Consider the following 14,168-nt stretch of genomic DNA (forward strand, 5'->3'; position numbering starts at 1 on the left):
CCACCTGTTCTATTTTAGGGACTTATTGGACAGCCCCTTCTGTTTTATCCTGCATCTGTAACATATCCGTCAGGGCTGATTGAAATATTCCAGATTAATCCGATTTTCTTCACATTGATCAGGAGGCCATCTTGGTGATAAAGCTCTGAACGTACAGGTTTTTCGTATTCAATTACAATTGTGCCTTCCTTTTTACCAGTGAGATGGGCAGTGAATAGATTTGTCGCATCTCTTGTAATCTCTGCAATCTGTTCATAGTCTTTTGTCACAATTTTATGCATGCCTATATCATTTGCTGCCCCTTGATTATACGTCGCTGAAAGCTCTTCTCTTAACGATTTTACGTCATAGAAAAAATGCGTTTTTTTCGTGGTTGCTTCAATTCCATAGCGCGATTCCTTGCCGCTCTCGAAACGAATTGTGGCAATGTATTGGCCGGGCTTGTCGATGTTGATGCAGACATTCACATAATCACATGTTTGAAACGCTATATTGTTGGACAGCTTCTTCCCGTCCATCGTCTCAAGCGAAATGTTTTGGGCGATTTCCCTTTCGGTGGACATTCCTTTTGTCTCAGAATTGATGTACGGAGTGTCAAGTTGTACTGCCGTTGGCAAATAATCATTTGTTTCTTCGAGCGTCAGCTTCAATTCACCATTTTCTTTTTTTACATGCACATAATATTTTTTGTAGTTGTCCGCTTCAAAGAAATGCCGATCGGCTACGATGAATGTACCCGTTCCTTCTTTTTTAGGAATGAATTGAATTTTATCGTCTCGATAGCCTTTTTTTCCTTCCACTAAAACGGCATCAAATAGTTCTGGATTCAACTCTTTCTGCATAGCAAAAAAACGTTCCCAGCCTAAGTCACCTGCGCTCAGCGTTACGACATTCGACGGTTTTGCCTCTTCTGTCGTTTTAATCATCTTTGCTGCTTGACCTCTTGTTATCGGGAGATTTGGGCTAAATGTATTAGGTGTTGTCCCTGTCGTAATGCCAAGATGGTAGATGATTAAAATATTTTCATAATGAGATGAATTATGCTTCCAGCCGATATCTTTGAACGGGTTATCTCCATATTGGCGTGGCAAATCAAATGCCTTTACTAAAATGGAAGCCATTTGACTACGTTTAATCGGATCATTCGGACCGTATCGTCCGTCCGCATAACCTCCAATAATTCCTTCCTGCGCCATTGCGGCAATTGCCTTATAATAGCCATTTTCTTTTGATACGTCTTTAAAACCGGGATCTTTAACATTATCCATATCTAATTTGATCAACTTTGCAATAATAGCGGCTGCTTGACCTCTCGTGATGGAATTCCCTGGCTTAAAAGTGCCATCGGGATAGCCTCCAATAATATGGCGTTCCGCTAATTCATTCACAGCATCAGCGAAGTGTTTCGTAGGCGGTACGTCTTTAAATAATTGTTTACTTTCCGCATTGGCGGATAAAGGGAGGCTGCATGAAAGCAATAGTGTTCCAACTAATGCCATTACTTTTTTCTTCAAATTGAATCCTTCCTTTCTATTTTTACAAATACAGTTGTTATAGAATAGCAACCTACAGACGGAGATATTCGGAAAAAGTTTCAAAAATGTTTTCGGAAATCTTGGATAGTAAATGAATCATAATTGAGGTACTTATGTAGGGGGAGGGCAGTTGTTGCATGAACAATGCAGTTTGTTCAATAAATATGTTTTTTGTTAGAGCAGTATAGGGATGCACTAATTATTTAGCGGCCGATTGATTTTTCAATCGGCTTTTAAATACAAGATACGAGTAAGTAAAAAAGCCATCCCCCGTCTGTAAAGCGAATAGATTAGTTAAAATCTTTGAAACAGGGGATGATTACTAATGTGGGAACATGTCTTTTATTTAGCGATTTCAAGCATTCAATAAAGTCTACTAGTGAATCTAAATATAATCAGATTATAAGGATGGTTTAATATACCGTTTCAAATGCCGCGCAGTAACAGACGATTCTACATCCAATAGGCCCTGTGGCGGACCGCTGTATAAAATATGGCCGCCGTTCAAGCCTGCGCCCGGACCAACGTCTATCATCCAATCCGCATTGGTCATCATCGTTAAATTATGTTCAACTAAAATAACTGTATTCTTTTCATCGATGAGCTGTTCGAATCTGTCGAGCAACGTAGGAATGTCATCTTCATGCAAGCCGGTCGTCGGCTCGTCAAAAATGAATATGTGTTCCGTTACTTTGTCCGTTAAATACTTGCTCAGTTTTACACGTTGAATTTCTCCGCCTGAAAGTGTGTCGAGCGATTGTCCGAGTGTCATATAACCGAGTCCAGTAGCAGCGATTGTGTGTAAATGATGTGTAATGTTTTCGTCATGGTCAAAGAAGCGATCTGCTTCATCGACGGTGAGCGCCAACACATCTGCTATTGAATAGCCTTTGACGGTTGCTTTTAGAACTTCTGGTTTGTAGCGTGTGCCGTGGCACACTTCACAAGCTTGTGAGAAGTCGGGCATGAACGCTAGTTCCACTTTGAGGTAGCCTTTGCCGCCGCAATTCGGACATGCACCTTCAGAATTATAGCTGAATAAGCTTTTCTTCATGCCGGTTTTCTTGCTGAAGAGGCTGCGGACGTCATCGAAAATATCCATATACGTCAGCAGATTGGATCGATTTGAGGCGTGCACCGGTTTTTGGTCGATAAAAATCGTCTTCTCACGGTGTTCGAAACCAGCTTGAATGAGAGAGCTTTTACCGGAGCCTGCAACGCCTGTCACGACAGACAATGCGTGTTTTGGAAAGCTTACAGAAACGTCCTGTAAATTGTTCCTACTGATGTTTTTTAGCTGTATGAATTGATTCGGTTGTCGAACATCGGTCTTGAAATGGTGTTCGCGTCTTAGTGCGTGGCCTGTCGCAGTATCCGATATCAGTAATTCCTTATAACTTCCCGTGAAAGTAATATTTCCCCCGTTTTTCCCAGCACCCGGGCCGATATCGATAATATGGTCTGCAATTTTGATGACATCCGGGTCGTGTTCGACGATGAGGACGGTATTTCCTTTATCGCGTATGGCGCACATAATGTCATTGATTTTTTCAATATCTTCGGGATGCAATCCGACGCTCGGTTCATCGATAATGTAAATGAGATCGGTCAACGGGCTGTTCAGGTGTCGAATCAGTTTGATGCGCTGTGATTCTCCTCCTGATAGAGTCGGTGTTTCACGATCAAGCGTTAAATATTGCAGTCCAATATAGTTCATTGCTTCAAGCTGTGCACGCAACGGCTTCATAATAATCTCTGCTGTGTCGTCTTTAATTTGATCTAAAAAAGACAGCGCTTTTTCGATTGGCAATGCTGTGAAATCCGCGATGCTTAAGCCGTTAATTTTGCAGCGGAGCACATTTTCGTTCAGTCGTTTTCCGTTGCAGGACGGGCATCGGCGTGAAGTGACAACGCGCTCAATATCTTTTATGAAACGGTTTTTTTCAAAGTTGTTCTGCAGTAAGAAGGAACGTCTGAATCTGTGAATGAGCCCTTCAAATTCAGCTGTTTTCGGCCATTCTGCAGGCGGGTTTTTTAGTTTTACAGGTTCGGTATATAAGAAAGTGTCCATTTCCTCTTTTGTATAGTCTTTTAGTTTTTTGTCGTTATCGAAAAGCCCGCTATAAAGATAGCGTTTGCCACGCCAGCTTGTCGGTGCAAAGGACGGGAAATTGATAGCGCCCTCGTTCAATGATTTATCGAAATCGATTAATTCGTTTATATCGATATCATCTACATAGCCGAGCCCTTCGCAAATGGGGCACATGCCAGTTGGATTGTTGAATGAAAAGACATCGGAATATCCGACGAAAGGTTTCCCGATGCGCGACCAAAGCAGGCGGACGGACGCATAAATATCTGAAATTGTGCCAACTGTTGAACGTGAATTGCCCCCGAGTCGTTTTTGGTTAATAATCATTGCTACAGATAGATTCTCAATATGATCAACATTCGGTTTCGCGTAATGGGTCAGCTGATGCTGGATATAGCTTGAATAGGTTTCGTTGAGCAAGCGTTCCGACTCTGCTGCAATCGTATTAAACACAAGCGAGGATTTTCCAGATCCGGAGCGCCCAGTGAACACAGTTAATTGGTGTTTAGGAATTGCCACGTCTATATTCTTTAAATTATTTTGGTTTGCACCGTAAATTCGTATGTCTGACATCGTTAATCGCCCCAAGTTGTCATTTTTATTGTTATGTTCTCCATCTTACCGTATTTTAAAATGCTTGTGAAAAATACCGAAGCTGATCCCGATCGTCCAATCCTTTTAAAAATCCATAATTGTTCATAAGGAGTTTTCAAGATGAAATGATAACTTTTAATGAAGAGGTAAAAACAAGCGTTAGACCAAGTGACGATCTTCGCTAAATCGATCAACCATGGAGAACGGAAGCATAAATTAGTAGTACGATAGAATAGTTTTAAAAATTATAGAATTAAGTAATTTACATGTAGGAAGTTGTAGCATACACTTAAATAGAACAATCGTTCAATTTGACGATTGTTCTAAACGAGGAAGGTGTGTATTTTTGAATAAAAGACGGTATGACAGTGAATACGCGAAACATGAAATTATGGAAAAAGCAGCTATGTTATTTTCCCAGAAGGGTTATAATCAAACATCCGTCGGCGATATATCAAAAGCATCTGGCTATAGCAAAGGGCATATTTACTATCATTTTCAAAACAAAGAAAAACTGTTTGTTCGATTAGCCAAAAATACGATGATTGAGTGGCATAGCAAATGGCTGCAACTAGAATCTACTTACTCATCTGCGACAGAAAAAATATATGGAATAGCATTACATGTTCTTTACAACTATCAAACGCCATTATTGAAAGCAGGCCATGAGCTTGCGGCCAATCCGAATTCGAGCCAAGAATCTGTGAAAGAAATACACAATTTGGCGGTCGTTCCGATGGGGTCGTACCGTGCAATTTTACAAGAAGGCATAGACAGGGGGGAATTTATAGCAGGGGATATTGAGACGTGGACGGTATTGTTAGGCACATGGCTTGGCGGCTTATGCCAGCTTACAAATCATCAAGACCTAAGCATGCTTGAGCCTCTATTTAAGGAAGCAATTGAAATCTTTTTGAAGTCAATTACAAAAGGGGGAACTGAAAATGAGAGTGGGGTTAGTGGGTGATAGCTTAACAGAAGGGCGACCGGGTGTGTCCTTTGCAAAAATTCTTCAGGAGTATTATCCGCATATTACTTTCGATAATCTTGGCAAACCGGGTGAAACCATAAAGAGTTTACATGAACGCCTAATCAAAACACCGATTGCTTTCGACTATGATCTCATATTTCTTTGGATTGGAGTGAATGATGTATATTCCAAGTTGTTGAGCGTTCAGGCTCAGCCTGTTACAAAGGACCTTGATGAGTTTCGAGAGGTCTTTCAAAAAGTAGTGGAAATTGTCCTTCACTTTGCTAAACAAGTAGTAATCGTTTCACCGGCATTTGCAGGAGAGAATGTAAACAGTACACCAAATAGTGATCTTAAGGATTTACACGAAACCATTCAATCCATCTCAAGCAATTATCCGCAAGTACACTTGTTAGATCTATACACTTTATTCAAGAAACATCTTGGTCAAGTCAAGGGTTCGGGCTACTTGAATACGAACGTTTTGAGAGTGATGGTAGATACCCTATTTTATAAGAATCCTAAACGCATTGATCGACTGTCAATGAAGAGGGGTCTTCACTTCACATTGGACGGCATTCATTTTAATAGCAAGGGTGCTAAGTTGGTGGCAGAAGAATACGCAAAGATGATTGATCGCTTTTCATAAAAGCAAACGAAATTACATTTTAGGGAAACGGCCGAGGGTGCTTCGCGGGAATGGATGACATCGAAAGTGCCTTCACTTCCATCACTGTATCTAACGTACTGGATAGGAAACGATTGAGCATTTGATTGTATAATACAAGTATACTTCCATTTTGATTGCAATTTCTATTGTATATTTAATGTATAACAGACTCTATTCAAGCGCATGGTTTGACTTAACTTGAATAGAGCCTTCATTAAGCATTCAGCTCCCCGAAATCTTTCATTGCATTATTAATTTTCATTTGTATTTCTTCACTGGTCGTTTGTAGATTTTCTGTGATCTCACTTACTTTTAATACTTCCTCAGTTATGTTATCCATGTTTTGATTAATGTTTTTAATTGCCTTCTCGACATTGTTAGAGAGCTTACGAACTTCATCCGCTACTACCGCAAATCCACGTCCGTGTTCGCCCGCTCTTGCTGCCTCGATAGTAGCATTTAACGCTAATAAATTCGTCTGTGAGGAAATGTAATTGATTGTCTTCGAGATTTCGCTAATATGTTTAATTTGTTCACGTAGCGATTCAAGGGCTTGCATATTTTCTTGAGAGCGGGTAACAACTGCATCTCCTAATTCAATTGACATTTCGTTTAGCTCGGATACAATTTTTTTACTTTTATGTTCTCGCATTGTAATATCCGTTGCGATTTTAAGAACGGCGTTCACTTTGCCATCTTCATAGATTGGGATATAAGTTGCCTCGAGCCATAGAAGCTCTCCTGTTTTTCCAATGCGTTGGATTTTCTCTTGGAATTTCACTCCACGACGAAGATTATCCCATAACTTGGCATAATCGTTACTCCTTCTATATTCCTTTGTACAAAATTGTTTATGATGCAAATTGTTCATTTCACTTACTTTATAACCTAAAGTATTTGCGAAAATTTCATTTACCCAAATGACGTCCCCGTTTAAATTAAATTCAATCATTGCTAGATTAGACTCTAAGGCAGATAAAACTGCAATTTCATCTAAAACTTGAGAACTTTTGTATGTATGTGTAGCTGACAATATGGACCCTCCAAACGATTTAAAAAGAAAGCGTTACAAAATAATAGGGGCGTTAAAGCGTATATAACAAACGAGAAAAAGCTGTATGAACATAACTTGATGCATCCTCTATGTACATTTACTTAAGCAACTGGCTGATATGCTCTAATTCGATTTAAGAAGGAGCATGTTGAATATCATCTGACGATTTTAAATTTTACACATTAAAGCTATATAAAAAATAATTTTAATCCCCTAAATGCGATAATAAATACTCGTTTATTACAGTACCATAAAATAGGACTTTTTTGTAACATCTAATTATAATATAGGTCTTTTGTATGTCTAATTCTATTTTTGTATTAGTGAATATTGTAATGAAAATGTTGAGATTGTTGTTCTGACAATACTTATTTTAATGAATTATAGATGAGTAGGATATGTAATATGAATCGTATTACAATGTTTAAACAGGAAAATTGTTTTGTCTTTTTACAATCTGATACTATTTCTACATAATAAAAAAGCACTGCCTATCAAACGATAGACAATGCTTTATCTTATACTAAATTTTCTTCAGTTTGAACGTATTGTGTAGACTTTTCCTCTTGTTCCGGTTCTTCACCGAACCGACCTTCCCATTTCGAAATGACAACTGTAGCCAATGAATTTCCTACGACATTTACGACTGTGCGTGCCATGTCGAGCAAACGGTCGATTCCAACGATTAACGCCAATCCTTCAACTGGAATACCTACTGTACCTAAAGTTGCAAGTAACACGACGAATGAAACGCCTGGTACGCCTGCAATTCCTTTAGATGTAATCATTAATACAAAGACGAGCATTACTTGATCCATAATCGATAAATCGATGCCGTACATTTGCGCAATAAAGATTGCTGCAAGTGCCTGATACAAAGTTGAACCGTCTAAGTTAAACGAATAGCCAGTCGGCACGACGAATGAAACGATGTCTTTCGGTGCTCCAAACTTCTGCATTTTTTCCATCACTTTTGGTAACACCGTTTCCGAACTGGAAGTGGAATAGGCGAGAATTAATTCTTCCTTCAACAGCTTTAAGAATTGGAAAATGTTCACACCGACAATTTTTGCAATCCCGCCTAATACAACAACAACAAAGAAAGCCATTGTCGCGTAAACTAAGATCATTAACTTAGCCATCGGAATGAGCGATTCCAAACCGAATTTTGAAACGGTTACACCGATAAGGGCAAAAACGCCGAACGGAGCAAATTTCATAATTACATTTGTAACATAGAACATGGCATCTGCTACGCCTTGGAAAAATGCCAAGACCGGCTTGCCGCGCTCTCCGATTGCCGCCACACCTAAACCGAATAGTACGGAAAAGAAAATGATCGGCAGCATATCTGCATTTGCCATTGAATCAACAATATTACTCGGAACGATACCGACAAGTACATCCATGAAGCCATTGTTCTGCACTTCTTCTGTCGTCTGGATATACTGATTAATATCGCCCTTTTGCAATGCAGACATATCAATGCCAACGCCTGGCTTGAAAATGTTCGCAGACAACAGTCCGACTAAAATGGCAATTGTCGTAACGATTTCAAAGTAAATGAGCGTTTTACCGCCTAATTTACCTAACTGTTTCATATCGCCTGTGCCAGCTACGCCAATAATTAATGTCGAAATAATGATTGGCACAACAATCATTTTAATCATATTAAGAAACATTGTTCCAATCGGCTGCAAATACGTTTCTACTTTCGGATTGTCGTAAAATATGGCGCCGACCACAATACCTAAAACAAGACCAATTATGATCTGATATGCTAAAGAGAGTTTAAATTTCTTTTTCATAGCGGGTCCCCCTTACATTCAACTTGAAAGCGCTTTCTGAAAGCGTATTTTAATTGTAAAGGGAAACTACAAAAATCTACAAAAACCTACAAAAAGTTTTTATGCTGTTCAATTGTTTCTTTGTAAAGCATGAGTAAAAACTTCTTAATATGAACTTTTGCGGGCCGGCTTGGCAACTCTTCCTTTTGAATTTGCTTCATTCGCGCTGTGATCTCTTGGAAATCAAAAAAGCGCGGTGCATAGTATTCAAATTCATGAATTGTATAATCGACTGCCCCTAATGATGCCAAATGGTCGATAGCTGCTGAAATAGCGCGCCGGATGCGCTGCTCCATCGCTTTTACTTCTTTCGGCAACTCTGCTTCTGCTACACCCATTTTGCGTGCAGCCATTTCATAGAGCTGCTTCAGTGGAGGAATCGACACAACACTTGGCTGCTCTGTCAACACTTCCATTATGTACAGTAAATCCTTGCTGCCGTTTTCGCTCGCTATGCCCATATCACGTAAAACCGAAAGTACAATCTCTTTTAAAGAACGAGGTGTTGTTTTCGGTGTCACTGCACCGATATGTGCCAATGAATCACGGATTGTTACGAGTGATTGCATTAGCTGAGCTTTCTCAGTCATTCGCTGTAGGACGTTTTCAACTTCAATTCGGTTGATCGGTTTATGGATGAAAAATTCTACCCCTGCTCGATACGCTTCACCGACCATTTCTTTATTTACGACTTGCGACAACATGACAAATTGACCTTGAAATCCTATCTCTTTCAATTGACGAATCATTTCAATGCCGTCCACTTCTGGCATTAGCAAATCGATTAAGACAATATCCGGTCCTAATGCATGCACTTGTTCGATCGTTTTCAATCCACCGTCTGATTCGCCAATAACCATTCCTAATTCCCGATCAGCGATGATGGACTTCAACATGGAACGGCTTACGTTATCATCGTCAATTATAAAATACCTCATCAATTCCACCCCTTACTATTGCAATCTTTCAAACGGTATGATCAGTTGGAAAAGGGTACCTTGTTTTAGGGAATTTATCTCGATGGTTCCTCCAAGCGACTCGGTAATTGCTTTCACATGAGACAAACCGATTCCCGTTGCTGCTGTACCTTGATCGTTATATTTGGTAGTAAATCCAGGCTCGAATAGTAACCCTATATCATCGGGAGAAATACCTACTCCATTATCCTTTACTCGAAAAATAACTTGTTTTTCGATCGCACTCACTGTAATTTGAATAGCTCCTTCGTGTTGAATCGCTTCTACTGCGTTGGCAACGATATTATTTAAAATGGCTAACAGTAAGACTTGCTGCTCGGTTTGAAAATCTGTAGATTGTTTGATTGAAAAAGAAACCTGTTTGCCAAGCATCTTACTATATTTTCGATTTCCTGAAGTTACCATTTCTATAATGTTTGATAAATAAAAGACAGGCATTTCCTCTCGTTTCGTCAATTGTGAAAGGCCAGCTAAAATTCGCTGTGCATCTTTTTTCACTTCGTGGATTTCTTGTGCAATTTGCAAAGCTTGGATGCCTAAGACACGTTGTTGCTCATTTTGCAGTTTACGATACAACTCATAGCTGGATGCAGTGATTTTTTCCATATGATCCATCGACTTTTGTAAATACAATGTTTCTGCATACAGTTCAGAGCCGATGCCTAAAACTTCTCGGACTCGCTGCTTCTCTTTCGATAGCGCAACAGAACTATAGAGTCCTACAGTGAAAAAGCTTCTCAGCAATGCAACTCCTACTAAGAGTAACCACTCTTTCAAGTCAATGAAGTACTGCGCAGTCCACCAATTACGAAGAGCATGCTCCGCCGTATTACCCATTATTTCAAATAAAAAGGCCAGCGTTCCAAGCTGAAGAGGAAGCGATTTGAATTTCTCTAAATTTGCAAAATGCCAGCCCGCCGCAAACAATGCATAAAACAAAAAAACAGGCATATGCATTTGAAAACTTTCTAAAATGCCTGCGCCAAGAAATAACTGCTCGATTACTCGGAATAAGACGACTGTAACAGCCGTAACAAGGCCTGTCCGTAAAACAGATTTCGGTGGATAAATTAAAATGAGCAAAAAGAACACAATTCCGCCAAGCGCAAACCGGAACACCTCACCAGTAAACGGAATTACCTTCAGTTCCCCGGTAATCGCTGTTAATAGAGCGATACCGATGATTCTGACGATTTCCGATTGGGTTATTTGCTGCCACGGTATTTTTCGGTCCATGTTTTTGCTCCTCGCCCTTCGTTTTAGTATGCCTACTAATTATTTGTTTGCACATGCAACATTGCAGTCGTCCATTTTTAATGTATAGGCTTGGCGGGCATTACTATCGATCATTGATTGTCGTATGTATGCCTATGTATGTTGTAGTGCAGTCAATTTCAGTCGATTTCCATTATACAAGAATTGAGCTGTCAGTACCTATATTGGAGGTTGAATGTAAAGAATGTTGGCTCTTTGATTTTACTATTTACAAAAAGCTTGAAGGCCGTTTTACAATTTCAATCTGAAAGTACATCGATGAAATGAAACTATTCTTAGAGAAGAGACGTATTAGTAGTTACGCAATTTTTAGAAAAGAAGGAAGAGGGGGAAAATATGCTGAACAAAGCACTTATCGAAGATGTGTTGCAAGTCGCTCTTGAAACGGGCGGTGATTTCTCGGAAGTATTTGTAGAAGATCGGTACACGAATACAATGGTCCTTCAAAATTCACGATTGGAAAAAAATCTGTCGGGTCGTGACTTTGGCGTAGGAATTAGGGTTTTTAACGGTTTGCAGAGTGTTTATGCTTACACGAATGATTCTTCAAAAGAAGGGCTCTTGAGAGCTGCGCGTACAGCTTCCAAAGCCATTCAAGGAGCAAAGAATGGCAAGACGACGATCATTCCGCTCATGAAAGAAACAGTTCCAAACCTCCACCACATAAAAATTATGCCAAATGAAGCAAGGAAATCACAAAAGTTGTCGGTCATGCAAAAAGCGAATGACATCATTAGAAATTATGATCCGGAAATTGTTCAAGCTATAATTCGTCTAATTGATGAAGAGCAAAATGTGTTGATTGCCAATTCTGAAGGCAAGTTTGTGGAGGATCAGCGGGTAAGAAGCCGAATGGCGATGGTGTCTATCGCTTCTGACGGCATAGATATGCAAACTGGTTTTTATGGTCCCGGTGCTTATCAAGGTTTTGAGTTTATTGAAAATCTAAATCTTGATCATTATGCGAAGGAATCTGCCCGCATTGCTAAAACGATGCTCCATGCCGACCCGGCTCCGAGCGGAAAATTTCCTGTCATCATCGACAATGAATTTGGTGGCGTCATTTTTCATGAAGCTTGCGGTCACGGGCTTGAAGCAGAAGCGGTGGCGAAAAACGCATCTGTCTTTGCGAATAAGGTAGGAGAAAAAGTCGCGTCAGACCTTGTTACGTATATAGATGATGGAACGATTGAAAACGAGTGGGGATCGATCAATATCGACGATGAAGGCGAAAAGTCGCGTAAAAATGTACTGATCGAGAACGGCATTTTGAAAGGATATATGATCGATAAATTGAACGGCAGGCGGATGGGAATGGATTCTACTGGCTCAAGCCGGAGGGAATCATACAGATTTGCCCCTACCTCCCGGATGACGAATACGTACATTGCGCCCGGAAAGTCCACACCTGAAGAGATTATTGGGGATACGGAGTATGGAATTTACGCGAAATATATGGGCGGCGGCTCGGTCAACCCTGGGACGGGGGATTTCAACTTTGCAGTAGACGAAGCTTATTTAGTGAAGAACGGTAAAATTGAAAAACCGATCCGCGGTGCGACATTGATTGGGAACGGTGCGAAAACGATTTTGAACATCGATCGAGTCGGCAATAATTTAGGTTACGGTGCAGGAATGTGCGGCGCATCTAGCGGCAGTTTGCCGGTGAATGTCGGGCAGCCGATGGTGCGTGTTTCTGAAATTACGGTCGGGGGAAAGGAGGCATAAAAATGAACATCGAACAATTGAAGCAGCAGCTGTTTGACGAAGGGGAGAAAGCCGGATTCACAGATCTTGAACTCTATTACGAGAAAACAGAAAGCCTTTCAATCGGGCTTTATGAAGGAGAAGTAAATCAGTATGATTTTTCCGATGTTCAAGGGGCAGCTATTAGAGGGATTTATAACGGTAAAACAGGCTACGCGTATACGGAGAAATTTGATGAGGACTCGGTTTCGTTCTTGTTGAAAAATGCGGCGGAAAATGCTGAGTTGATTGAAACGGATCCAGAAGAATTATTTACGGAAAAAGCGGAATATGAAAACGTTCATTTTTATAGCCCAGAACTGGAGAAGGTCAAGCCGGAAGAGATGATCCGCTTCTTGCAAGTAGTTGAAAAAAAGATTTTATCTACCGATCAGAGAGTAAAGAAAATTACGGCCTCCCAAATAGGGATCCGACAATTAGAAAAGGGTCTTTTTCATAATAAAGGTTTGCAAAAAAAAGAAGGGAATAATTTTTTATTATTCTATGTATCAATCCTTGTCGAGGAAAATGATGAATTAAAATCTGGGACTGTTTTTCGGACCACCAAGGATTTCAATGAACTAAATGCCGACAAGATTGCTGAAGAAGTCGTAGAACGAGGGTTAAGCATGTTGGGCGAAAGGAATTATCCGAATAAGAAATATCCAGTCATACTAAAGAATGAAGCGGCTGCCTTACTATTGGCGACATTTACTTCTTCTTTCTCCGCACAAGCAGTACAGGATAACCAATCCCGCCTTCAAGGGAAGTTAGGCGAGAAGATTGCGGCAGATCACGTGAATCTGATCGATAATCCATTTCTTCGGGAAGGATTACGCAGTGCTACATTTGATTCGGAAGGGGTTCCGAAGAAAAAACATATTGTTGTAGATGGAGGAAAGCTTCAAACATACTTCCATAACTTGAAGACGGCGAAGAAGGATGGGGTAATGACGACGGGGCATGCACATCGCCGATCCTATCAAGATGCAATCGAAGTGAGCCCGTCCAATTTCTATGTTGAACCGGGCGTGCAAACATATGAGCAGCTTTATAAAGGAATTGCAGAGGGCATCATCATTACTGATTTGGCTGGGATGCATTCGGGAGCCAACCCGATTTCGGGCGACTTCTCACTCGCGGCAGACGGATACTATGTGAAGGATGGCAAGATCGTCGGTCCGACAAGGCAGATGACCGTAGCAGGCAATTTCTTTGAATTGCTTCAGGACATAGAGGAAATTGGAGAAGACTTGGAATTCTCACCTATGTCTTTTAATGGATATATCGGTTCTCCGTCCTTGAAAATTAAGAGCCTATCGATCACGGTGGATTAATAATAAATGGAATGATGATGAATAACATCGTAAGGAGAGGCTGGGACAAAACCCACCTCTAATTGAAAAAG

At 40.4% G+C, this 14,168-nt stretch carries 10 protein-coding genes and 1 pseudogene; 4 read left to right on the forward strand and 7 right to left on the reverse strand.

Annotated features, from left to right (window positions below):
• Nucleotides 1–44: 44 nt before the first annotated feature.
• Both ACFQ38_RS12550 and ACFQ38_RS12555 read right to left on the reverse strand, forming a co-directional pair.
• On the reverse strand, nt 45–1,514 hold the full coding sequence (locus ACFQ38_RS12550) for an S-layer homology domain-containing protein (RefSeq protein WP_381481249.1): 1,470 nt from the start codon (nt 1,512–1,514) through the stop codon (nt 45–47).
• 421 nt (nt 1,515–1,935) lie between these two features.
• Complete coding sequence (locus ACFQ38_RS12555; RefSeq protein ID WP_381481250.1) at nt 1,936–4,200, reverse strand: ATP-binding cassette domain-containing protein; 2,265 nt, start codon at nt 4,198–4,200, stop codon at nt 1,936–1,938.
• A gap of 367 nt (nt 4,201–4,567) precedes the next feature.
• Between ACFQ38_RS12555 and ACFQ38_RS12560 the strand changes: the two genes are divergently transcribed.
• Nucleotides 4,568–5,188 carry a TetR/AcrR family transcriptional regulator gene (locus tag ACFQ38_RS12560; RefSeq protein ID WP_381481253.1) on the forward strand — a complete coding sequence of 207 codons (621 nt, stop codon included), beginning with the start codon at nt 4,568–4,570 and terminating at the stop codon, nt 5,186–5,188.
• Nucleotides 5,166–5,840, forward strand: coding sequence for an SGNH/GDSL hydrolase family protein (locus tag ACFQ38_RS12565; protein ID WP_381481255.1), 675 nt, complete (start codon nt 5,166–5,168; stop codon nt 5,838–5,840). The genes ACFQ38_RS12560 and ACFQ38_RS12565 overlap by 23 nt, the downstream gene beginning before the upstream one ends.
• Before the next feature lie 235 nt (nt 5,841–6,075).
• Here ACFQ38_RS12565 and ACFQ38_RS12570 read toward each other — a convergent pair whose 3' ends face one another.
• From ACFQ38_RS12570 to ACFQ38_RS12590, 5 genes and pseudogenes are all read right to left on the reverse strand, one after another.
• Complete coding sequence (locus ACFQ38_RS12570; protein ID WP_381481262.1) at nt 6,076–6,513, reverse strand: methyl-accepting chemotaxis protein; 438 nt, start codon at nt 6,511–6,513, stop codon at nt 6,076–6,078.
• A pseudogene (locus ACFQ38_RS12575) lies at nt 6,514–6,894 on the reverse strand (PAS domain S-box protein); the annotation flags it as partial.
• Nucleotides 6,895–7,433: 539 nt separating this feature from the next.
• The gene (locus tag ACFQ38_RS12580) at nt 7,434–8,723 is read right to left on the reverse strand and encodes a cation:dicarboxylate symporter family transporter (protein ID WP_336823265.1); all 1,290 of its coding nucleotides are present in this window, start codon (nt 8,721–8,723) and stop codon (nt 7,434–7,436) included.
• Between the two features lie 86 nt (nt 8,724–8,809).
• Complete coding sequence (locus tag ACFQ38_RS12585; RefSeq protein WP_381481257.1) at nt 8,810–9,700, reverse strand: response regulator; 891 nt, start codon at nt 9,698–9,700, stop codon at nt 8,810–8,812.
• Between the two features lie 15 nt (nt 9,701–9,715).
• The gene (locus ACFQ38_RS12590; protein ID WP_336823267.1) at nt 9,716–10,975 is read right to left on the reverse strand and encodes an ATP-binding protein; all 1,260 of its coding nucleotides are present in this window, start codon (nt 10,973–10,975) and stop codon (nt 9,716–9,718) included.
• A 375-nt stretch (nt 10,976–11,350) separates the two neighbouring features.
• On the opposite strand from ACFQ38_RS12590, the gene ACFQ38_RS12595 reads away from it, so the two are divergent.
• Both ACFQ38_RS12595 and ACFQ38_RS12600 read left to right on the forward strand, forming a co-directional pair.
• Nucleotides 11,351–12,742 (forward strand): TldD/PmbA family protein, encoded by a 1,392-nt coding sequence (locus tag ACFQ38_RS12595; protein WP_381481259.1) that lies wholly within the window; start codon nt 11,351–11,353, stop codon nt 12,740–12,742.
• Nucleotides 12,743–12,744: 2 nt separating this feature from the next.
• Entirely contained in the window at nt 12,745–14,097 is a 1,353-nt protein-coding gene (locus ACFQ38_RS12600) for a TldD/PmbA family protein (protein WP_336823269.1), read from the forward strand.
• The last annotated feature ends 71 nt before the right edge of the window (nt 14,098–14,168 follow it).

Source organism: Sporosarcina contaminans (genome assembly GCF_042679045.1).
Classification (GTDB): Bacteria; Bacillota; Bacilli; order Bacillales_A; family Planococcaceae; genus Sporosarcina; species Sporosarcina contaminans.